This window comes from Aquipuribacter nitratireducens (assembly GCF_037860835.1).
Lineage (GTDB): Bacteria > Actinomycetota > Actinomycetes > Actinomycetales > JBBAYJ01 > Aquipuribacter > Aquipuribacter nitratireducens.
In genome coordinates this window covers 718,608-739,941 of sequence record NZ_JBBEOG010000001.1, presented here as the reverse complement: position 1 = coordinate 739,941, position 21,334 = coordinate 718,608, and the positions used below count along the sequence as shown (strand labels likewise).

General features: G+C 76.1%; 17 protein-coding genes. 7 read left to right on the top strand and 10 right to left on the bottom strand.

Features of this window, described 5'->3' with window-relative positions:
* The first annotated feature begins 32 nt into the window (after positions 1-32).
* Complete coding sequence (locus WAB14_RS03215; RefSeq protein ID WP_340267310.1) at positions 33-461, top strand: hypothetical protein; 429 nt, start codon at positions 33-35, stop codon at positions 459-461.
* Positions 462-540: 79 nt separating this feature from the next.
* On the opposite strand, the gene WAB14_RS03210 is transcribed toward WAB14_RS03215, so the two are convergent.
* The 4 genes from WAB14_RS03210 to WAB14_RS03195 are packed head-to-tail and all read right to left on the bottom strand — an operon-like array spanning position 541 to position 3,799.
* Complete coding sequence (locus tag WAB14_RS03210; protein ID WP_340267308.1) at positions 541-1,326, bottom strand: YqjF family protein; 786 nt, start codon at positions 1,324-1,326, stop codon at positions 541-543.
* A complete protein-coding gene (locus tag WAB14_RS03205) occupies positions 1,314-2,432 on the bottom strand; it encodes a PP2C family protein-serine/threonine phosphatase (protein ID WP_340267306.1) in 1,119 nt (372 codons plus the stop codon). Before WAB14_RS03205 ends, WAB14_RS03210 begins: the two co-directional genes overlap by 13 nt.
* 21 nt (positions 2,433-2,453) lie before the next feature.
* Positions 2,454-3,308, bottom strand: coding sequence for an Fpg/Nei family DNA glycosylase (locus WAB14_RS03200; protein WP_340267304.1), 855 nt, complete (start codon positions 3,306-3,308; stop codon positions 2,454-2,456).
* Complete coding sequence (locus WAB14_RS03195; protein ID WP_340267302.1) at positions 3,308-3,799, bottom strand: ribose-5-phosphate isomerase; 492 nt, start codon at positions 3,797-3,799, stop codon at positions 3,308-3,310. Before WAB14_RS03195 ends, WAB14_RS03200 begins: the two co-directional genes overlap by 1 nt.
* 17 nt (positions 3,800-3,816) lie before the next feature.
* Here WAB14_RS03195 and WAB14_RS03190 point away from each other — a divergent pair, with 17 nt between their 5' ends.
* Positions 3,817-4,554, top strand: a complete 738-nt coding sequence (locus tag WAB14_RS03190) for a DUF429 domain-containing protein (protein WP_340267299.1) — start codon at positions 3,817-3,819, stop codon at positions 4,552-4,554.
* Between the two features lie 18 nt (positions 4,555-4,572).
* Here WAB14_RS03190 and WAB14_RS03185 read toward each other — a convergent pair whose 3' ends face one another.
* Positions 4,573-5,181 (bottom strand): mycothiol-dependent nitroreductase Rv2466c family protein, encoded by a 609-nt coding sequence (locus WAB14_RS03185; RefSeq protein ID WP_340267297.1) that lies wholly within the window; start codon positions 5,179-5,181, stop codon positions 4,573-4,575.
* A 57-nt stretch (positions 5,182-5,238) separates the two neighbouring features.
* Between WAB14_RS03185 and pepN the strand changes: the two genes are divergently transcribed.
* Positions 5,239-7,818, top strand: a complete 2,580-nt coding sequence (gene pepN, locus WAB14_RS03180) for an aminopeptidase N (protein ID WP_340267295.1) — start codon at positions 5,239-5,241, stop codon at positions 7,816-7,818.
* A gap of 38 nt (positions 7,819-7,856) precedes the next feature.
* Here pepN and malQ read toward each other — a convergent pair whose 3' ends face one another.
* Complete coding sequence (gene malQ / locus WAB14_RS03175; RefSeq protein WP_340267293.1) at positions 7,857-10,016, bottom strand: 4-alpha-glucanotransferase; 2,160 nt, start codon at positions 10,014-10,016, stop codon at positions 7,857-7,859.
* Between the two features lie 186 nt (positions 10,017-10,202).
* Here malQ and WAB14_RS03170 point away from each other — a divergent pair, with 186 nt between their 5' ends.
* The 3 genes from WAB14_RS03170 to WAB14_RS03160 all read left to right on the top strand — a co-directional run bounded on the left by WAB14_RS03170 (position 10,203) and on the right by WAB14_RS03160 (position 15,398).
* The gene (locus WAB14_RS03170) at positions 10,203-12,392 is read left to right on the top strand and encodes a prolyl oligopeptidase family serine peptidase (protein ID WP_340267291.1); all 2,190 of its coding nucleotides are present in this window, start codon (positions 10,203-10,205) and stop codon (positions 12,390-12,392) included.
* Between the two features lie 55 nt (positions 12,393-12,447).
* A complete protein-coding gene (locus WAB14_RS03165) occupies positions 12,448-13,788 on the top strand; it encodes a mechanosensitive ion channel family protein (RefSeq protein ID WP_340267289.1) in 1,341 nt (446 codons plus the stop codon).
* An 89-nt stretch (positions 13,789-13,877) separates the two neighbouring features.
* Complete coding sequence (locus tag WAB14_RS03160) at positions 13,878-15,398, top strand: SDR family oxidoreductase (protein ID WP_340267287.1); 1,521 nt, start codon at positions 13,878-13,880, stop codon at positions 15,396-15,398.
* Here WAB14_RS03160 and WAB14_RS03155 read toward each other — a convergent pair.
* Genes WAB14_RS03155 through WAB14_RS03140 form a run of 4 tightly spaced genes read right to left on the bottom strand, consistent with a single transcriptional unit; the run spans position 15,368 to position 20,407 of the window.
* Positions 15,368-17,287, bottom strand: coding sequence for an alpha-amylase family protein (locus tag WAB14_RS03155; RefSeq protein ID WP_340267285.1), 1,920 nt, complete (start codon positions 17,285-17,287; stop codon positions 15,368-15,370). The two genes, WAB14_RS03160 and WAB14_RS03155, sit on opposite strands and share 31 nt — an antisense overlap.
* Positions 17,288-17,322: 35 nt before the next feature.
* Positions 17,323-17,850 (bottom strand): DUF6912 family protein, encoded by a 528-nt coding sequence (locus WAB14_RS03150; protein WP_340267283.1) that lies wholly within the window; start codon positions 17,848-17,850, stop codon positions 17,323-17,325.
* Entirely contained in the window at positions 17,847-18,956 is a 1,110-nt protein-coding gene (locus WAB14_RS03145) for a patatin-like phospholipase family protein (RefSeq protein ID WP_340267281.1), read from the bottom strand. The genes WAB14_RS03150 and WAB14_RS03145 overlap by 4 nt, the downstream gene beginning before the upstream one ends.
* Entirely contained in the window at positions 18,953-20,407 is a 1,455-nt protein-coding gene (locus WAB14_RS03140; protein WP_340267279.1) for a WS/DGAT/MGAT family O-acyltransferase, read from the bottom strand. Before WAB14_RS03140 ends, WAB14_RS03145 begins: the two co-directional genes overlap by 4 nt.
* A gap of 162 nt (positions 20,408-20,569) precedes the next feature.
* Here WAB14_RS03140 and WAB14_RS03135 point away from each other — a divergent pair, with 162 nt between their 5' ends.
* Positions 20,570-21,250 carry an Rv3235 family protein gene (locus WAB14_RS03135; protein ID WP_340267277.1) on the top strand — a complete coding sequence of 227 codons (681 nt, stop codon included), beginning with the start codon at positions 20,570-20,572 and terminating at the stop codon, positions 21,248-21,250.
* Positions 21,251-21,334 lie beyond the last annotated feature (84 nt).

The window sequence follows — 21,334 nt, the reverse complement described above, 5'->3', positions numbered from 1 at the left end:
GCAGCGTGGGGACACCACCCGAGGAGGCCCCCGTGCTCACGAGCCGTACCGACACCGACGACCGCGCGGCGGGGCCGCGCCGCGACCACGCCGCCGCGTCGACGTGGGCACCCGGCCCCGCGCACGTCGCCACCCGGCTGCTCGTCCTGGAGTTCCACGGGCCCCGAGCGCCCGACCTCGTCCGGGCCGAGCAGCACGCGTTCGAGCGGCGCATCTGGCCCGCCGTCCACGACCTCCCGGGACTCGTCGGGCTGCTGCGGTCGAGGCAGCCGGACGGCGGGGTCCTCGTGGTCGTCGTCCTGGAGTCCGACGAGGCGGTGGGGGCGTGCGTCGACCGTGTCGTGCAGGCCCCGCTGCTCGAGGACGAGGACGAGCGGCTCGTGCGGGGGCCCGACCGCACGCGGGTCGTCCACATCGGTGCGGCCGCGGTCCCCGGCCCGGTCGAGGCGGTGCCGTCGTGACGGGGCCCCCGAGCCGCCTCGGGCCCTTCCACCCCCGGTGGGGTGCCGAGCTGGTCGCGTGCCTGTCGGCCGCCCGGGCTCACAGCTCCCGGGCGACGACCGGTCGACCGAAGCGCGTCGTGACCCCGGGCGCGGCCAGCACGGAGTCCGGGGGCCGCTCGACCAGTCCCGGCAGGCCCGCTGCCGCGACGAGCCCGTCGTCGAGGTCGAGCAGCGTCGCGTGATGCAGCCGCCAGGGCTCGTGGCTGTTCGGCACGTGCACGAGCCGTCCGGCGATGCGGGTGTGGAGCCCGAAACGGGCGGTGAGGAACAGCGCGAGGGGGTCCGCCTCGTCGACCGGGCCCCCGAGGCGGACGGCCACCCGGGTCGCGGCGCCCCGCTGCCCGGGTGCCAGCCGCCGGCTCGCGTACGTCACGACGTCGCCGTCCCGCTCCGCCGACATCGACGCCCACATGTACGGCAGCGCGAACACGGCGCGTGCGGCGGCGACGACGGCGAGGCGCTCGGCGTCCAGCGACAGGAACGTCACCGCGCGGCGGCCGTCGGCGTCGACGCTGTAGGTGCGGACGTTGCACTCGACGAACGAGCCGACGTACGGCACGGGGGCGCCGCGCCCGACGCCGGCGTCGAGGAGGCGGAAGGGGATGAGCCCGACCCACGCGTCGCCGTCGAAGGTGTCGGCCCGGACGCCGCGCGGCAGCAGCGGCTGCACGCGCGCGGGCGGCACCCGCCAGTGGAGGTAGACGAGGTCCCGCCAGCGCTGTCCCATGATCACCGGCCCGGTGAGGCGCGGGGCGCTCGCACGGAGCGGCAGCGGCTCGCGCTCGCCCGGGGCGACGTCGGCCGCCGGTGTCACTCGCGCCACACGACGACGACGGTGCGGTCGTCGTCGACGTTCCCGCGCGGGGCTGCCACCCCCGCGGCGGCGGCGCCCCGGAAACCACGCTGCGCCTGCCGCGCGACCTGCCCGACGAGGCGGTCGACGCCGAAGCTGAGGTCGCGGCCCCGGTTCTCCACGACGCCGTCGGTGAAGAGCACGAGCGCGTCACCGCGACGCAGCCGACCGCGGCACTCGCGGTACTCCCCGGTCGCGACGAGACCCAGGGCGGGCTCCCCGGTCCCGGGCAGGGCGGTCCATGACCCGGTCGCGGCCTCGTGGACGACCGGGGGCGGGTGCCCGGCGCTGCGCACGGAGAACTCCCCCGTGCACGGGTCGACGACGAGGTGGAGGGCCGTGGCGAACCCCTCCTGCCACTCCTGCCGCAGCAGGTAGGCGTTGGCGGCGGGCAGGAACCGGTCGACGCGCACGCCCGCGAGCAGCCCGCTGAGCCCACCCGACAGCAGGAGCGCACGGGTGCCGGCCGCCTGGCCCTTGCCGGAGACGTCGACCACGGCCACCTCGAGCGCACCGGGCCAGTCGACGCTCTCCCCGCCCATCTCGCGGACCTGCTCCGCGCTCGGGCGGACGGCCGACAGCACGAAGTCGCCGGAGAAGCCCTCGCCGTTCGCCGACAGCTGCGCGACCTCGAGACCGAGGCCGTCCGGGGTGCGCGGCGGCAGGGCCTGCGCCCGCAGCCGGTCGCGCAGGTCGACGAGCATGGTCTGCCCCGTGTTGCCGAGCACGCCGAGCGCCTCCCGGGTGCGCACGAACATCGCGATGAGGACGGCGGTCGTGACGAGTGCGGCGACCACCCCGGGAGCGAGCGGGTCGTCCGGCGGGCGCATCACGGCGACAGCCACGACGGCGGCGACGAGCACGACGTAGAGCAGCAGCAGATACCGCAGCTGCAGGAGGTACCCGGCGATCATGACGATGACGAGCGCCCACGCGCCCGGCACCCATCGCCCGAACGTCCCGCTCGCCACCGCGAACAGCACGGCGAGCGCGGCCATGGCCCCGAAGACGGCCGGCTGGTTGCGGGGCCACCCGCCCCGCCAGCCGCGCACGGCGGCGTGCGGGACGAGTCGCATGATCAGGAGCGTAGGGCCCTGTCACGCGATGTCGCGAGAGACCGTCCCGGTGGATCCGGCCGCCTGGCACGCGGGGCACCAGTAGAGGCGGCGACCGAGCAGCTCCCGGACCTGCACCGTCGTGCCGCACACCCGGCACGGCAGGCCGTGGCGGCGGTAGACGTAGTGGGCGTCGGAGCGCCGCACGGCGCCGGTGCGGCGCTCCCGGTGCTCGCGCTCGGTCGTGACGATCCGACCGGAGCGGACCCCGGCGCGCATGAGGGTCGCGAGGTCCTGCCACAGCTCGTTCCAGCGCCCGGGGTCGAGGTCGCGGCCGCGCACCTCCGGGTGCAGGCCGGCACGGAAGAGGACCTCGGCGCGGTAGACGTTGCCGACGCCGGCCACGACCGACTGGTCCATGAGGAGCGCGGCGAGCGACTGCCGGGACCGCGCCACCCGCGCGAGCGCGAGCGAAGGGTCGCCGTCGCGGCGCAGCGGGTCGGGTCCGAGCCGGTCGAGGAGCCGGGCGCGACCGGCGTCGTCGAGCAGCTCGCAGGCGGTGGGGCCCCGCAGCTCCGCCCACGCCGGCTCCGCCGGGTCCCCGCCGACCAGGCGCAGGCGCAGGGCGCCACGCGGCTCCGGCGGCGTCCCCGTGCCCAGCGCCCACTTCCCGAACAACCCGAGGTGGACGTGCACCCACCGGTCGGCGCCCGGCGGGGCGTCGAGCCGGAGGAAGAGGTGCTTCCCCCACGCCTCCGCGCGGAGGAGCACGAGGCCGTCGACGGCGGCGGCACCGGCGGCGAACCGGCCCTGCGGGCTGTCGGCCGCCACGGGCCGGCCGCCGAAGGCGGCGGTCAGCTGCCGGGCGTGCCGGTGGACGGTGTGTCCCTCCGGCATCAGGCCGGGTCGGCCGGGTGGCCCTCCGGCAGCGGCGGCAGCACGCCGTCGGACTCCCAGCGGCCGACCTGGTCGAGGCGGCGCTGGTGCCGGGCGTCGCCGCTGAACGGCTCCGCGAGGAACGCGCGGACGAAACCCGTCGCCTCCTCCGCGCTGTGCATGCGCCCGCCGACGGCGATCACGTGGGCGTCGTTGTGCTGGCGCCCGAGCCGTGCCGTCTCCTCGCTCCACGCGAGCACCGCCCGGATGCCGGGGACCTTGTTCGCCGCGATCTGCTCGCCGTTGCCGGAGCCACCGACGACGACCCCGAGGCTGCCCGGCTCACGGGACACGGCGAGGGCGGCTCGGAGGCAGAAGGGCGGGTAGTCGTCGACCGGGTCGAACGCGACCGGCCCGTGGTCGACGACGTCGTGGCCGTCCGCCACCAGCGCCCGCACGAGGTGGGTCTTGAGGTCGAAGCCGGCGTGGTCGGAGCCGAGGTGGACGCGCACGGGTGCATTGTGGCCGAGTGCGGGTGCTCGGGGTCGACGGGGTCCGCGACCGGTGGGTCGGGGTCCTCGTCGGCGACGGCGACGTGGAGTGGGTGCTCGGCGCGGCCCGCGACGTCCTGCGCCGCGTGGCCGACGCGTCCGTCGCGCTCGCCGCGATCGACGTCCCGATCGGCTACGTCCGCGCCGGCTCCCGCCGGTGTGAGGCCGACGCGCGGAGGCAGCTCGGAGCCGCGCGCAGCAGCATCTTCGCGACGGCGGCCGCGCCGGCGTTCGCCCTCGCCGCCGACGGGGACCGCTCCGACGACGCACGGCGCGCCGCCTCGGCCGCCTCGGCCGCGGTGGGCGGGCCCGGAGTCGGGTCGCACTCGTGGGGACTGGTCCCCAAGGTCCTCGAGGTGGAGGACGTGGTCCGGGGGCTCGGCGCGTCCGGGCAGCGGGTCGTCGAGACCCACCCGGAGACCGCCTTCGCCGTCCTGGCCGCAGGGGCGGGCGTCGCGTCGCCGGCGCCGAAACGGAGCGCGGCGGGGGCCGCGCAGCGCGTCCGGCTCCTGACGGACGCCCTGGTCCTCGACGTCGTCGCGGCCCTCGCGGCCGCGCCGCCGGGAGTGCCCGTCGACGACGCGCTCGACGCGCTCGCCGCGGCGTGGTCGGCCGCCCGGCACGCCCGGGGCGCGGCCCGCGTGCTCGGGGAGGGGACCGACGCCGTGTGGCGGGACCTCAGTCCGGCGCCGGGTCGCGCCGTCGTCGTCGTGTGAGGAGCGGCCGGACCGGACTCAGTCGAAGACCGGGCCCCGGGTCCGGGTGCGCTTGATCTCGAAGAAGCCGGGGGTCCCCGCGACGAGGAGGGTCCCGTCCCACAGCCGGCCGGCGGCCTCGCCCTTGGGGGCCGGCGTGACGACCGGACCGAAGAACGCGACCCCGCCGAACGCGACGACGGGCGTGCCGACGTCCTCCCCGACCAGGCCGATTCCCTCGGCGTGGCTCGCGCGCAGGGCCGTGTCGTGGGCGTCGGTGCGCCCCGCGCCGGCGACGTCCTCGGGCAGCCCGACCTCCCGGACCGCCTCGTCGACGACCGCGTCCCAGTCCGTGCGGCCGCCGGGGTGGATCCGGGTGCCGATGGCGTCGTACAGGGGCTTGACGACCTTGTCGCCGTACACCTCCTGCGCGGCCACGACGGTGCGGGCGGGGAGCCACGCACGGTCCATGAGGTCGCGGTACTCCTGCGGCAGGTCACGACCCTCGTTGAGAACGGCGAGGCTCATGACGTGCCAGCGGACGCTGACGTCGCGGACCTTCTCCACCTCGTCCATCCACCGTGACGTCATCCACGCCCACGGGCAGACGGGGTCGAACCAGAAGTCGGCAGTCGGCTGTGTGCTCATCGTGGGCTCGAACGCTCGCGACCGGCCCGTCATTCCGGCGCGTGCCAGGATGCGTGCGTGCCGGGAACCAACCTCACGCGCGACGAGGCACAGGCCCGCGCCGCCCTCGTCGAGACGCACAGCTACGACGTCGACCTCGACCTCACCGGTGGCCCCGACACCTTCCGCTCCACGACGGTCGCCCGCTTCCGGGTCCGGGAGCCCGGCACGACGTTCCTCGACCTCGTGAGCGACGACGTCACGCGCGTCACGCTGCGCCACAGCGGCACCGGCGGCCAGGCGGTGGCCCTCGACCCGGCCCACCACCACCACGACTCCCGGCTGTGGCTGCGCGACCTCCCGGCCGGCGACGTCGAGGTCACCGTCGAGGCGTGGTGCCGCTACATGAACACCGGCGAGGGACTCCACCGCTTCGTCGACCCCGTCGACAAGGAGACGTACCTCTACACCCAGTTCGAGGTCGCCGACTCCCGCCGGGTGTTCGCGGTGTTCGAGCAGCCGGACCTCAAGGCGACGTTCGCCTACACCGTGACGGCACCGGACCACTGGCAGGTCGTCTCGGTGTCACCCACGCCCGCGCCGGAGCCGCGCGAGCACCGGACCGCGACGTGGCGCTTCGCTCCCACGCCCCGCGTCTCCTCCTACGTCACCGCGGTCGTCGCGGGCCCCTACCACGCGGTCCGGGACGAGCTGGTGAGCCGTGACGGTCGCACGATCCCGCTCGGGGTGTTCTGCCGGGCGTCGCTGGCGGAGCACCTGGACGCCGACGAGGTCCTCGACACCACGAGGCGCGGGTTCGCCTACTTCGAGCAGGCATTCGACCAGGCGTACCCGTTCGAGAAGTACGACCAGCTGTTCGTCCCGGAGTTCAACGCGGGGGCGATGGAGAACGCCGGCTGCGTGACGTTCACCGAGACGTACGTCTTCCGTTCGAAGACCCCGGAGGCGTTCCACGAGCGCCGGGCCGTCACCGTGCTCCACGAGCTCGCCCACATGTGGTTCGGCGACCTCGTGACGATGCGCTGGTGGGACGACCTGTGGCTCAACGAGTCGTTCGCGGAGTTCGCCTCGACGCTCGCGACGGCGGAGGCGACGCGCTGGCACCAGGCGTGGACGACCTTCAGCTCGATGGAGAAGTCGTGGGCGTACCGGCAGGACCAGCTGCCGACCACGCACCCCGTCATCGCCGACATCCGGGACCTCGAGGACGTCGAGGTCAACTTCGACGGCATCACGTACGCCAAGGGCGCGAGCGTCCTCAAGCAGCTCGTCGCGTGGGTCGGGCGCGAGGAGTTCTTCGCCGGCCTCCGCGCGTACTTCCGCGCTCACGCCTGGGGCAGCACCGTGTTCTCCGACCTGCTCCGCGAGCTCGCCGCGGCCTCCGGCCGCGACCTCGACGACTGGGTGGCGCGCTGGCTCCGCACGAGCGGGGTCAACACCCTGCGGGCCGAGGTCGTCGAGACCGCCGACGGGACGCTCGAGCGGGTGACGCTGCACCAGGAGGCGCCGTCCGAGCACCCCGTCCTGCGCCAGCACCGGCTCTCGGTCGGCTGCTACGACCTCGTCGACGGCGTCCTCGTCCGCACCCACCGGGTCGAGCTCGACGTCGACGGGGAGCGCACCGACGTGCCCGGCCTCGTCGGCCTGCCGCGCCCGGACCTGCTGCTGCTCAACGACGAGGACCTCGCGTACGCGAAGGTGCGCCTCGACGACCGCTCCCTCGCGACCGCGACCTCGCACCTGTCGGACCTGTCCGACGCCATGCCGCGCAGCGTCGTGTGGGGTGCGGCCTGGGACATGCTGCGCGACGCGGAGACCCCCGCGCGCACGTTCGTCGACCTCGTCCTCGGCAACGTCGGCGCCGAGACGGAGTCCTCGGTCGTCCTCACGCTCGTGCGGCAGCTGAGCAGCGCCGCCCGCCTCTACACCCCGCCGCAGGAGCGGGACGCGACCGCGTCGCGGGTCGCGGCGGGGTTGCTCGACCTCGCGCGGCGGGCCGACCCGGGCGGCGACATCCAGCTGCAGGCGGTCCGCGCGTTCTGCGGCTTCGTCCGGGACCCCGCACACGTCGCCGTCGTCCGGGACCTGCTGAGCGGGCGGGAGTCGCTGCCCGGTCTCGTCGTCGACACCGACCTCCGGTGGGACCTCGTCGGTGCCGTCGCGGGCGCCGACTCCGACGGCTCGCTGCGCAGCGGCCAGCTCGTCGATGCCGAGCTCGCGCGCGACGACACCGCGTCCGGGCAGCGGGCGGCCGCCGCGGCGCTCGCGGCGCGCCCGTCACGGCAGGCCAAGGAGGAGGCGTGGGCCAGGGTGCTGTCCGGCGACCTGCCGAACGCCGTGTCCGCCGCCACGATCGCGGGCTTCGGGCGCACCCCGGACCCGGCGCTGTTCGAGCCGTTCCTCGACCGCTACTTCGACGTGCTCCTGCCGCAGTGGGAGGCCCGGACGAACGAGATGGCGCAGCAGCTCGTCACCGGGCTGTACCCGCTGCCGCTCGTCACCGAGGACGTCGTCGCCCGCGGCGACGCGTGGCTCGCCGCGCACCCCGACGCGCCCGCCGGCCTGCGGCGCCTCGTGCTGGAGAACCGCGACGGCACGGCCCGTGCGCTGCGGGTGCAGGCGGTCGGCGCACGCTGAGCCGTCGCTGAGCCGTCCGCAGTGCCGTCGTCAGGGCGTCAGAGGCCCTCGCGGAGGACCTTCGCGAGGTTGGCGGCGCGCGGGGAGCGGACGAGGTCCTCGACCAGGACGGGCACCCCGACGCCGTCGGCCATCGGCAACCGCCAGTTCGGGTACTCCAGGTGCGTGCCCGGCTGGTTGATGGCGCGCCTGTCGCCCACCGCGTCCGGCAGCGCGACCCCGAGCAGGAGGCTCGGCGTCCACGTGAGCAGCCGGTGCAGGGCCTCCACGGTGTGCCGCTCCAGCGGCGCGTCGGGCAGCAGGCCGAGCTCGGACAGCATCGACAGGTACGCCGCCCGGTCGGCGGTGTCGGCGGCGCGCTCCTCGTCGACGTCGCGGGTGAGCAGGCCGAGCCGCTCCCGCACCTCGATGTGCTCGCCGGCGAGGTAGCCGGCCGTCGGGGGCAGGTCGTGCGTCGTCACCGTCGCGAGGCAGAGCTCGCGCCACTTCTGCGGCTTGAGCGGGGTGCCGTCCTCGTCCTTCTCGAACCACAGGATGGACGTGCCGAGGATGCCGCGCTCGCGCAGGTACACCCGCACCCACGGCTCGACGTTGCCGAGGTCCTCGCCCACGACGACCGCGCCCGCCCGGTGCGCCTCGAGCGCGAGGACACCGATCATCGCCTCGTGGTCGAAGCGCACGTACGTGCCGGCCGCGGGCCCGGCGCCCGAGGGGATCCACCACAGCCGGAACAGCCCGATGATGTGGTCGATCCGGATGCCGCCGCCGTGGCGGAGCACGGCCCGGAGCATGTCGCGCAGGGGGGCGTAGGCGGAGGCGGCGAGGGCGTCCGGCCGCCATGGCGGCTGGGACCAGTCCTGGCCCTGCTGGTTGAAGGCGTCCGGCGGGGCCCCGACGCTCACGCCGCGCGCGACGGAGTCCTGCAGCGCCCACGCGTCGGCCCCGTCGGGGTGCACCCCGACCGCGAGGTCGTGGATGATGCCGAGCCCCATGCCGGCCTCGACCGCCGCACGCTGCGCAGCCGCCAGCTGCTCGTCCATGAGCCACTGCAGCCAGCAGTGGAACTCGATGCGCTCGGCCAGCTCCTCGCGCAGCTGCGCGACGGCCTCGGTGTCGGGTCGCCCGGCGTGCTCGGGCCAGCGGGGCGAGGGCTCGCCGTAGAACTCCCGCAGCGCGCACCACGTCGCCCAGTCGCGCAGCCCCTCCCCCTCGCGCTCCTGGAACGCGGCGAAGGACGACTGCCTGGCGGGCGAGCGCGGCACCCGGAACACCCGCTCGAGGGCGGCCCGCTTCGCCTCCCACACGAGGTCGCGGTCGATGAGGACGTCGTCGCGGTTGAGCTCGCGCAGCTCCTCGGCGTGCCACTCGACGACGGCGCGGTCGGCGGCCGACAGGTACGCGGTCTCGCGGACGTCCTCCACCCGCAGGTACAGCGGGTTGACGAAGCGCCGGGTGGCGGGCAGGTACGGCGAGGCCTCGACGGGCGGGACCGGGTCGGTGGCGTGCAGCGGGTTGAGGAGGACGAAGCCCGCGCCGTGCTCGCGGGCCGACCACGTCGCGACCTCCGTGAGGTCGGCGAGGTCGCCGAAGGCCCACGAGGCCTCCGAGCGGACCTGGAACAGCATCGTCATGAAGCCCCACTGGCGGCGCGCCGCCAGCGCCGGCGGCAGCTCGAGCCGCTCGGGGGACACCACGAGCACCCCGGTGGCGTCCGTCGCCGACCCGCCGTCGCCGGGTGTGGCGCGGAGGTGGAGCTCGTGCCAGCCCAGCGGCAGGTCGGTGGGCAGCGCGAAAGCGGCCTCGCCGACCCGGCGGCCGTCGACGTCGCGGGGCGGGACGTCGTGGGCCACCTGCTCGAGGGGACGCTCCTCGCCCTCCTCGACGACCACGGAGAGCCGGGCGTCCCAGCCGTCGTCGACGTGGACGAGCACCCGCTCCTCACGCCCCTCGCGCACGACCGTGCACGCGGGGACCGCACGCCGCCACGGGCCGAGATCGACGTCACGCAGGGCCTGCTGCAGGGCCTCAGGGGTGGCCGCGTCCACCTCGAGGGCGGCGAGGACGGCGAGGACGGTGGCGCGGGGCACCACGACGTGGTTGCCCTGCCAGTCCCAGTAGTCCGTCGCCACCCCGTAGGCGTCCGCCAGGCGCGCGAGGTCCTCGTCGAGGCCCTGCGCGTGGTCCGCCGCGTCGTCCACGCCGTCGTCCTCCGTGTCGTCGACCGTGCCGTCCGGGGCCCGGCCCCGCCACGGGGGCGGCGCCGCTGCCCGCCGCAGTCTCGCAGACCCGCCGCGACCGATCACGGCGGCGCGCACGACCGTGGCGCGCCCGGGGCGCCGGGCGGGCGCGGCGGGTCCCCGGTCCGCGGCCTAGTGTGTCGCGCCATGTGCGCGGAGCCGCAGCCGGTCAGCTACCCCTCGGCCCGTCGCGACGACGTCGTCGACGACCTCCACGGGCGGCACGTGCCCGACCCGTACCGCTGGCTGGAGGACGCCGCCGCGGAGGACACGCAGGCGTGGTCGGCCGCGCAGGACCGGCTGTTCGCGGCGCACGCCGCGACGTGGGCGGGTCGCGACGGGGTCCGCGCCGACCTCGAGCGCCTCCTCGCGACCGGGTCCGTGGGGGTCGCCGCCCGCCGTCGCGGCCCCGACGGCGGCACGCGCGAGGTGCTGACCCGGCGGGAGCCGGAGCAGGAGCACGCCGTCGTCATCGTGCGGGACCGGTCGGTCGACGGCACGGTCCGCTCCGAGCGCGTCCTCGTCGACCCCGTCCTGCGCGACCCCAGCGGCACCACGACGCTCGACGCGTGGTCGCTGTCCCGGGAGGGCGACCTGCTCGCGTACCAGCTGAGCGAGGGCGGGTCGGAGGAGAGCGTCCTGCGGGTGCTCGACGTCGCCACCGGCGAGGACGTCGACGGGCCGCTCGACCGCGCCCGGTACTCCCCCGTCGCGTGGCTGCCGCGCGCGGACGGCGACCCCGCGCGGTTCTTCTACGTCCGGCGCCTGCCGCCGCACCTCCTGCCCGAGGACGAGCGGCAGTACCACCGCCGGGTCTACCTGCGGACCGTGGGGTCCGCGTCGACCGACGACGTCGAGGTGTTCGGCGAGGGCCTCGACCTGCGCAACTACTACGGCGTCGGGATGAGCCACGACGGGCGCTGGCTCACGGTCTCCGCGGCCACGGGCACCGCGCCGCGGACCGACGTGTGGCTCGCCGACCTCGCAGCCCCGGGGGCCTCACCCGCCGCACCCCCGTGGCGTGCCGTGGCGGTGGGGCTCGACGCCGAGCACTCGGTGTGGGTGGGCCGCGACGACCGCCTCTACGTCCACACCGACCTCGACGCCCCGCGCGGCCGGCTCTGCGTGGCCGACCCGGCGGAGCCGACCCCGGGGAACTGGGCCGACCTCGTGCCGGAGGACCCCGAGGCCGTCCTCGCCGACGTCGCCGTCCTCGACCACCCGGCTCTGCCCGAGCCGCGCCTGCTCGTCTCGCGGACCCGCCACGCCGTCGCCGAGCTCGCCGTCCACCGGCTCCTCGACGGCCGCCACGTCGCCGACGTCCCCCTCCCGGGGCTCGGCGCGACGGGCGGCCTCGTGACCGCGCTCGAGGACCGGGACGCCGCGTGGTTCACCTTCACCGACCACACGCACCCCGGCCGGGTGCTCCGCCTCGACGGGCACGACCTGTCGCTCGCGACGTGGGAGACGCCTCCCGGTGAGCCGCCGCCCGGGCCCGACGTGCTCGCCCGTCGCCTCGAGGTGACGAGCGCCGACGGGACGACGGTCCGGGTGACGGTGCTCGCGCGCGCCGACGCGCTCGACGCCGACGGCCGGCCGCGCTCCCCCGCGCCCGCGGTGCTCTACGGCTACGGCGGCTTCGGCATCAGCATGACGCCCGGCTACTCCGCCTCGACCCTCGCGTGGGTCCGGGCCGGCGGGGTGTGGGCGGTGGCGAACCTCCGCGGCGGCGGGGAGGAGGGCGAGCAGTGGCACCGCGCCGGCTACCGCGACCGCAAGCAGCGGGTGTTCGAGGACTTCGAGGCGGCCGCGGCCGCCCTCGTCGCCGGGGGCTGGACCACCCGCGACCGCCTCGGCATCCAGGGCGGGTCCAACGGCGGGCTGCTCGTGGGCGCGGCCGTGACCCGTCGCCCGCAGGACTACGCCGCGGTCGTGTGCTCGGCGCCGCTGCTCGACATGGTCCGCTACGAGCGGCACGGCCTCGGCGTCACGTGGAACGACGAGTACGGCACCGCCGACGACCCCGAGGAGCTCGGGTGGCTGCTGGGGTACTCCCCCTACCACCGGGCCGTCGAGGCGTACGGCGCCGGCGTCGACTACCCGCCGACGCTCTTCACGGTCTTCGACGGCGACAGCCGCGTCGACCCGCTCCACGCGCGGAAGACGTGCGCGGCGATGCAGGCGGCGACGGTCGGGTCCCCGGAGGCGCGACCGGTGCTGCTGCGGCGCGAGAAGGACGTCGGCCACGGTGCGCGCTCCGTGAGCCGCACCGTGGGGCTCGCGACGGACACGCTGCTGTTCCTCGGCCACCACCTGGGACTTCCCTGGCAACCGTGACCCCGCCCCGGACAGGGGCCGTCGCTCTCATGGCGGGTCGCTACGGTGGCGCGCGATGCCCCCCTGGACCGCTCTCCTCAGCATGCCCGCGTCCCTGCCGCGCAACCCGCTCGTGCCGTCCCCGGAGGCGAGCGAGGGCGGCGAGCCGACCACGGAACCGACCGGTACCGGCGAGGAGATCGCCGAGGCCCTGCGCGAGCAGCCGTGCGGCACGCAGGACCTCACGGTCTGCGGTCTCCTCAACCGCGCGGTCGGCGACATCGAGCTCGCCCAGACCCTGGCGGGCATCGTCAACCCCCTGCTCCTGATCGTCGCGGTCGTCGTCGTCGCGGCGGTCCTGCGCTACGTCCTCCACCGCGTCATCAACCGCACCGTCCGGCGGATCGAGAGCGACCACGAGGCGAGCGCCGGCCGCCGCCGGCGCGGTCGCCTCGACTTCCTCGAGTCCCCCGACCCGATCACCCGCGAGCGCAAGGTGCAGCGGGCGCAGGCGATCGGCTCGATCCTGCGGGCGTTCGTGTCCGTCGTCGTGTGGACCGCCGCCGTCTTCGTCATCCTCCCGACGCTCGGGGTCAACATCACCGGCCTCGTCGCCGGCGCCGGCATCGTCGGGATCGCGCTGGGCTTCGGTGCGCAGACCCTCGTCCAGGACTTCATCTCCGGCCTCTTCATGATCGCCGAGGACCAGTACGGCGTCGGCGACGTCATCGACATGGGCGAGGCGACCGGGGTCGTGGAGGCCGTCGGGCTCCGTGTGACGCGCCTGCGGGCGGTCGACGGCACCGTGTGGCACGTCCGCAACGGCGAGGTCGTGCGCGTCGGGAACATGAGCCAGGGCTGGTCCCGGGCGGTCCTCGACGTCGACGTGGCCTACGGCGAGGACCTCACCCAGGTGATGGAGGTGCTCAAGGACCTCGGCCACCAGATGCGCACCGACCCGGACTGGTCACAGCACTTCCTCGACGAGCCCGAGGTGTGGGGCGTGGAGGCGCTCGCGGCCGACGGCATCACCGTCCGCATGATCATCAAGACCGTGCCGCTCAAGCAGTGGGTCGTCGCCCGGGAGATGCGCCGGCGGATCAAGTACCGCTTCGACACCCTCGGCATCGAGATCCCGTTCCCCCAGCGCACGGTGTGGATGCGGACCGAGGGGCCCGGGAGCGAGGACGAGCCCGCGGAGGCCGAGCGGGTCGGCGGTGGCGCCGCCGCGGCCCCGAGCCCGCCTGCGCGGCGACGCACCGGTCCCGTCCCCACGACCGGCGACGACATCCCCCCCGCGCCGCAGAGCACGCGCGGCGAGGCCGACGTCGCCCAGGAGGACGCCCCCGAGCCCGGTCAGGGCGAGCCGTTCGGCGCCTCCGAGACCGCGGGCCCGGGCGAGAGGCCCCGCGCCTGACCCGGCTCCGGCTCGGTCCGCGCACCACCCGGACCTCCGCCGCCGTCGTCCCGGGTGCGGGCCCCCGCGGCCGTGCCGAGACTGGGGGGATGAGCGGCTCCCCCCTCGTCCTCGTGACCGGCGCCACCGGGTACGTCGGGGGCCGGCTCGTCCCGGAGCTGCTCCGCGCGGGCTACCGCGTCCGCGCGCTCGCCCGGCACCCGGAGCGCCTGGGCGGGCAGCCGTGGCGCGACGAGGTCGAGGTCGTGCGCGGCGACGCCCTCGACGAGGACGCCGTCCGCGCCGCCCTCGACGGCGTCGACGTCGCGTACTACCTCATCCACTCCCTCGCCTCGGGACCGCGCTTCGAGGCCCTCGACAGGGAGGCGGCCCGCCTGTTCGCGCGGGAGGCGCGGGACGCGCGGGTCGGCCGGATCGTCTACCTCGGAGGGCTCCACCCGGACGAGGCGACGCTGTCCCCCCACATGCGCTCCCGCCGGGAGGTCGGGGAGATCTTCCTCGCCTCGGGGGTCCCGACCACCGTGCTGCGGGCCGCCGTCATCCTCGGGTCCGGGTCCGCGTCCTTCGAGATGCTCCGCTACCTCACGGAGCGGCTCCCCGCCATGATCACGCCGCGCTGGGTGCGCAACCGCATCCAGCCCATCGCGGTCCGCGACGTCCTCCGCTACCTCGTCGGTGTCGCCGCGCTCCCGCCGCACGTCAGCCGGGCCTTCGACATCGGCGGGCCGGACGTGCTGACGTACACCGACATGATGCAGCGGTACGCGGCCGTCGCCGGGCTGGGCCGTCGCGTCATCCTCCCCCTCAACGTGCTGAGCCCCGGGCTGTCGGCGCACTGGGTGGGCCTGGTGACGCCCGTGCCGCACCGCATCGCGAAACCCCTCGTCGAGAGCCTCGTCCACGAGGTCGTCGCCACCGACGACGACATCCGCGCGTGGGTGCCCGACCCGCCGGAGGGCCGGCTCGGTTTCGACCGCGCCGTCGAGCTCGCGCTGCAGCGGGTGAAGGAGGCGACCGTCCTCACCCGGTGGTCCTCGGCGAGCCTGCCCGGCACCCCGAGCGACCCCCTGCCGAGCGACCCGGAGTGGGCCGGCGGGTCCCTCTACGTCGACGAGCGGGCCACGCCCGTGCGGGCGTCGCCGGAGCACCTGTGGTCGGTCATCCAGGGCATCGGCGGGGAGAACGGCTGGTACTCCTGGCCGCTGGCGTGGTCGGTGCGGGGCTGGCTCGACCGCTTCTCCGGCGGACCCGGCCTCACGCGCGGACGCCGGGACCCGGCGCGGGTCACCGTCGGGGACGCGCTCGACTGGTGGCGGGTCGAGGAGGTGCAGGAGCTGCGGCTGCTGCGGCTGCGCGCCGAGATGAAGGTCCCCGGCATGGCGTGGCTGGAGCTGCGCGTCGAGCAGGACCCCGTGGGCCGCACCCTCTTCCGCCAGCGCGCGGTGTTCCACCCCCGGGGGCTGCCGGGCGAGGCGTACTGGCTGGCCGTCCTGCCCTTCCACGCCTTCGTGTTCGGCGGCATGCAGCAGAACGTCGCGCTGGCCGCCGAGCGGCTCGAGCGCGAGCGCGCCGCGGAGCCTCAGCGGGCGGTGAGCCAGCAGGCGGCGTAGGGCGGCAGCGTGAGGACCTCGTGGGCGGCGACGTCCACGTCCCGACCCGCGACGTGGTCACGGGCCGCAGCCAGCCCGTGGGCGTGCAGCAGCCACCCCGGCACGTCGGCCGCGTGCTCGGTGACGTTGTAGAGGGCGAGCAGCGACCCGACCGGGTGCCGGCGCACGATCGCGAGCACGCCGTCGTGCACGGGGTCCAGGGCTTCGCTCGGCACGGCCGCGTGCAGCTGCGGCAGCCCGGCGCGGGCCCGTGCGAGTGCCGCGAGCCCGCCGAACACGCGTCCGGCGACGCTCGTGGGGTCGTGCCGGTCGGCGGCGTGCTCCCCGAGCGCGTTCGGCTCCCACGGGATGCGGGGGCGGTGCGCCCAGCGGTTGTCGCCCCCGTGGCCCGGTTCGTCGAACCACACGGGGTCGTCGCGCAGCCCGAGCTCGTCGCCCGACCAGATGACGGGGACCCCGCCGAAGCCGATGACGACGGCGTGCGCGAGCAGCAGCCGCGCGACGGCACCGTCGAGGGCGCGCAGGCGGTCCGGGCCCTCGGGCTGCTCGAGGGCGGCGTCGACACCGAGCAGCGACGCCGCCGTCCCGGAGGTGCGCCGGTCCCCGGTCTCCGGGTTGTGCTGGAACGTGAGGCCGCGCCCGAAGGAGCCGGGGAAGCCGCCGGTGTAGTAGTCGGCGAGGAAGGCCCGGTGGGCGTACCCGCTGAGCCCGACCGCGGCGGCGTCGCCGTCGTCGACCGCCCAGCCGATGTCGTCGTGGCAGCGGACGTACGTGATCCACGCCGTCGTCGACGGCACGGGCGGGAACTGCCGGAGGGCGTGGACGGTGAGGCGGACGTCGCGGCTGGCGAGCATCGACCACACCTGGACCATGAGGCTGTTGTGGTACGCGAGGTCGCTCACCTTGCCGTGGTGGCGGCCGGTGCCGAGGTACGGCACGAGGTCGCGCGGCCCGACGATCGCCTCGGCCTTGAGCGCGACGGCGGGGGCGACGACGCGGAGCGCCGCGCGCAGGGCCTGCGTGAGGGCGTGCACCTCCGGCTCGTTCTGGCACGTGGTCCCGAGCCGCTTCCACAGGAACGCGATGGCGTCGAGGCGGAGGACGTCGACGCCGAGGTTCGCGAGGTGGCAGACGATCTCGAGGTACTCGACGAACACGTCGGGGTTCGACCAGTCGACGTCCCACTGCCAGGAGTTGAACGTCGTCCACACCCAGCCGTCGAGGTCGTCGTCCCACGTGAAGTTGCCGGGCGCGAAGTCGGGGAACACCTCCGGCAGGGTCTGCTCGTAGGCGTCCGGCTCCTTGCGGTCGGGGAACACGCGGAAGTAGCGGCGGTAGCGCTCCTCCCCCGCCCGGGCCCGGCGCGCCCACTCGTGCTCGTACGCGACGTGGTTGAGGACGAGGTCGACGCACAGGCTGATGCCGTGCTCGTGGAGGGTGTCGGCCAGGCGGGCGAGGTCGTCGTTGGTGCCGAGGTCCGCCCGGACGCGCCGGTAGTCCGCGACCGCGTAGCCGCCGTCGTTGTCGCCGGGGCGGGGCTCCAGCAGCGGCAGGAGGTGCAGGTACGTGACCCCCAGCTCCTCGAGGTAGCCGATGCGTCGCCGGACGCCGTCGAGGTCGCCCGCGAAGCGCTCGGTGTAGGCGGCGTAGCCGAGGACGTCCTCCCGCTGGAACCAGTCCGGACGCAGCAGGCGCCGCTGGTCGTGCTGTCGCAGCACGGGTCGCCGGGCCGCGTGCGCACGCCGCAGGACCCGTACGACGGCGGTGCGGAGCGCCTCGCACTGCTCCGGCTCGTACGCCCCGGCCAGACCCGCGTCGAGGTCCGGGAGCCAGCGCTCCAGGCGCAGCTCGAACAGCTCGTCGTGCACGTCGGGGGTCGGGGCGGCCACGCCCGGGAGCCTAGCCACGGGCCGGCGACGGACCCTCAGGGCGCCGCGACCTCCGACGGCGCGAACCAGCCGAGCGCGACGTCGTCGAGCACGGCCACCGCGCGCTCGAGCCCCGCGTCCGCGTCGGCCCCGAGCGCCGCGAGGGCTGCCGCCACGGCCGGCTCGTCGCCGGGACCGTCGGCGAGCACGGCCTCCACGCGCGACCACGGCACGGCCTCCTCGAGCCGAACGGCTCCCGGGTGCTCGCCGTGACCGGGCACCGTCGAGACGTGCGCGACCGCGACGACGACGGCGCGACGCGCCGGGCCGGGCTCGGGGCCGTCGGCGAGCAGGAGGAGGGAGTGGTCGGCGGCCGCGGCGGCCGCCGCGGCGTGGAGGTCGTCGAGGTGCTCGGAGGTGTCCGGGGCGTCCTCGAGCAGCTCGTCCTGGCGGACCGGCACGTCCAGGGCCTCGGCGAGCGCCGCGGTGGCGGCGTAGCCCGTCGTGGCGGGCGGCACGCCGGCCGTCGCGAGCGCAGGGAGAGCCGCCCAGGTCGTCGGCAGGTAGACCCGGACCCCCTTCACCGGCGGGCCCCGGCCGCGTCGCGCTGGTGACGGGCGTCGGCGGGCGCGCTCGGCGCGGGCGGCACGGGCAGCTCGAGGGGCTCGGGGTCGGCGAGCGCGGCCCGCGAGGTGCGCAGGGAGGTCTCGAGGACCCGGCGTCGCCGGTTGGGGTCCATGACGTTGGGTCCGACCGCCTCGAGGTCCTCCGCGGACGGCCCGATGACGGTGACGGCCGTGCCGGCGGCGTGGGCGGCCTGCACCTCCCGCAGGCAGCGGGCCGTCACCGACGCCCGCCACTGCCGGTCGACGATCTGGGCGAAGCTGCGGGGCCGGTCGGGAGCGAAGCACACCATGGGCGCGACGACGACGACCTCGTCGAGGTGGTCGGCGGCGACGAGGTCGACGTTGGTGCTCGACCAGGCGCCCCCGTCGACGTAGCGGTGGTCCCCGATCCGCACGGGCGCGTACCAGCCGGGGATCGCGCACGACGCCATGACGGCGTCCGGGAGACGGGCACCGCGCACGGTGTGGCGGCGGTGGCGGTCGGCGTCGGGCTGGTCCGTGGGCCCGGCGAACACGGTGCGGTGCCCGGAGTCGTAGTCGAGGGCGACGACGCGCACGCCGCGCCGGCGGACCCAGTCGCGGCCGCCGAGGAGCCCGTCGACGGTCTCCCCGATCCGCGTCATGGAGCCGCGGCCCTCCGGGACGAGACCGGACAGGACGGCGGTCGGCGGCAGCCGGCGCAGGCGCCGCACGCCGGAGGTGACGAGGCCGGGCGAGCCGGGTCGGCGGCCCGGCGTCGGTGGCGTCGCCCCGCCGCTGTCGACGTCGTAGTCCCACGACAGCCCCGCCATCGGACCGTGACGCACGGCACGACCCTCCTGGTGGGCGCGCCAGTCGGCCACCGAGGCGCCGGCACCCAGCAGGGCCGCCGCGAACGCCCCGACGGACGTGCCGATGATGACGTCGGCGTCGCGGCAGTCGCGTCCGCTCACCTCCTCGTACGCGGTGAGCGCGCCGACCATCCACGCCCCGCCGAGCACCCCGCCACCGCCGAGGACGAGGCCCCACGACGGGCGCCCGCCGCGGCCCCGCGTCCTCCCGCGGCGCGCCGAACGCGGGCTCACCGGGCCGTCTCCCGCAGCTCGGCGAGCGCCTCGGCGAGGTACGTCGGCATCTCCCCGACGTCGGCGACGGCGTCCCGGTCGGCGTTGAAGCCGACGAAGACGCGCCCGTCGTAGCTCGTCACGCCTACGGCGAGGGCGTGCCCCGGCGACAGGGGGATGACGGGGTAGGTCTCGGCGAGCCGCGCCCCGGCGCAGTACATCGGCTCCTGCGGGCCGGGCACGTTGGTGACGAGCAGGTTGAACCACCGCCGCGACAGCCCGGCCGCGACCCGCACCCCGAGGCTGTGGAGCGTGGGCGGCGCGAAACCCGCGAGGGCGGCGAGCTCGCGGGCGCGCACGGCCCGCCCGCCCTCGCGGTGCGGGCTCAGCTGGTAGGCGACCTGGTGCAGCCGCATGACGGGGCTCGGCTCCCCGACGGGCAGGTCGACGAGCTGGCCGTCGACCGTCGTGCCGAACGCCGAGTCGGCCCGGGCTCCGGGCGGCTCGAGCATGCGCTGCTCGTCGTCGCCGTCCGCGGGCAGCACGCTCACCGGAACGAGCGCCCGGACCCGGGTGGTGGGCGTGACGACCGCCCCGCGCGCCTGCAGCCACGTCCGGAGGGTCCCCGCGAGCACGGCGAGGACGACGTCGTTGACCGTCGGGCGCACCCCGAGCGCTCCCGGGGAGCGGGTGTTGTCGGCCTCCTTGCCGTGGCGGCGGGCGACGTCGCGGAACTCGGCGAGGTCGTGGGACGCGACGGCGTAGCGGCGCTGCTGCGACAGCTCGACGTCGAGCGGGCTCTCGGGAGCGCTGCGCTGCACGGCGAGCCGGGTGAGGGACCCGGCGACGCGCGCGGCGCCCTGCTGGACCTCCGCGGCCCGGCGGCGGACGGTCCGCACCGCCTCGCCGGGCCGCTGCGCGGCCTCGAGCGCCGCCCCCGCCACGAGGTCGAGCACCGACGGCTCGGGGGCCGGCCGCCACGCGTCCGGAGGCGCCTCCACGGCCTCGGGGGACGCGTCGAGGACGACCTGTGCGAGGTCGAGGGCGTGGACGCCGTCGACGAGCGCCTGGTGGGCCTTGCTCACCAGGGCGAACCGGTCGCCCTCGAGGCCCTCGACGACGTACAGCTCCCACAGGGGACGGCTGCGGTCGAGCTGACGGGGGTGGACCCGTGCGACGAGCTCGCGCAGCTGGTCGAGCGTGCCGGGGCGCGGCAGCGCGGAACGGCGCACGTGGAAGGCGAGGTCGAAGCGGGCGTCGTCGACCCACACGGGGTTCGCGAGCCCACCGGGCACGGCGCGGACGCGCTTGCGGTAGCGGGGCACGAACGCGATGCGGCCCGCGACGTGCCGCTGGAGGCGGGGGAAGTCGAGCGGGCCCTCGAAGGTCATGACGGTGCCGACGTGCTGAGGCGCGCCGGGCTCCTCGGCGTAGAGGAACGAGGCGTCCAGAGCGCTCAGGCGGTCGGACATCCCTGTGATGCTACCGAGCCCACCCCCCTTGTTACCCACCGGTAGGGCAGGTCCGGCGCGGCGTCGTCCCGTGACGCGCCGCCTGTCGTTGTCACGGCGCGGCCGCGCGGGGCACCTGCCACAGGCGCAGCGCCCTGAAGGGCCGGTGAGAGAGGGACGACGATGACGACAGCGACGATCGCGGCAGCCCCGGCACCTGCGGTGCCCGCGTGGCGCCCGGCACCCGTGGCGCCGTGCGCCGGGCGTCCCGCGGGGCCGGACGGGCCCGACGGGCCCGTCGAGCCGGTGGAGCCGCGGCGACCGCACGTGCACGACGTGCCGGAGCCCGCGCGGGCGCGGTGGTCGCCGCGGGCCGTCCGCGCGTCGCGGGCGCCGTCGCGGGCGACCCACGTGCCGTTGCCGATCTTCCGGTCCCTCGTCGACGAGACCGACACCGCGGGCGTCGGCCGCGACGGTGACGGCGCGTCGCCCGACGGCGGTCACGAGGGCCGGGGGGCCGCTGCCCGGGACTGCCCGGACGACCTCGTGCGCCGTCTCGTCCAGGCCGTCGTCGACGTCGTGCGCGGTCACCGCCCGCCGTCGCAGCTGCTGCGCTGGACGACGCCGGAGGTCTACGCCGAGCTCCGCCAGCGGGTCCTCCTCGAGCACGCGGCCACCGGTCGGGGCGCGGCCACGGCGGTCGCCCGTCGACCGGTGGTCCGCAGCGTGCGCAGCGCCCCGGCGGGCAGCCGCGCCCTGGAGGTCAGCGCCGTGGTCCTCGACGGGGTGCGCGCCCGCGCCGTCGCGGCCCGCCTCGACGGCAGCGACGGCCGCTGGCGGCTCGTGGCGCTCGAGCTCGGCTGACTCCCCCACCCGTCGAACGGAGGCAGAGCTCGTGCCGGTATGTCAGCAGGGACGCAGGCCTACCGGCCGGAGGTCGACACGGAG

Coding starts and splice junctions, on each gene's coding strand:
- WAB14_RS03185 (WP_340267297.1), bottom strand. CDS start 5,181: ATGAGCACACAGCCGACTGCCGACTTCTGGTTCGACCCCGTCTGCCCG.
- WAB14_RS03140 (WP_340267279.1), bottom strand. CDS start 20,407: ATGTCCGACCGCCTGAGCGCTCTGGACGCCTCGTTCCTCTACGCCGAG.
- WAB14_RS03200 (WP_340267304.1), bottom strand. CDS start 3,308: ATGCCGGAGGGACACACCGTCCACCGGCACGCCCGGCAGCTGACCGCC.
- WAB14_RS03135 (WP_340267277.1), top strand. CDS start 20,570: ATGACGACAGCGACGATCGCGGCAGCCCCGGCACCTGCGGTGCCCGCG.
- WAB14_RS03170 (WP_340267291.1), top strand. CDS start 10,203: ATGTGCGCGGAGCCGCAGCCGGTCAGCTACCCCTCGGCCCGTCGCGAC.
- WAB14_RS03160 (WP_340267287.1), top strand. CDS start 13,878: ATGAGCGGCTCCCCCCTCGTCCTCGTGACCGGCGCCACCGGGTACGTC.
- WAB14_RS03165 (WP_340267289.1), top strand. CDS start 12,448: ATGCCCCCCTGGACCGCTCTCCTCAGCATGCCCGCGTCCCTGCCGCGC.
- WAB14_RS03205 (WP_340267306.1), bottom strand. CDS start 2,432: ATGCGACTCGTCCCGCACGCCGCCGTGCGCGGCTGGCGGGGCGGGTGG.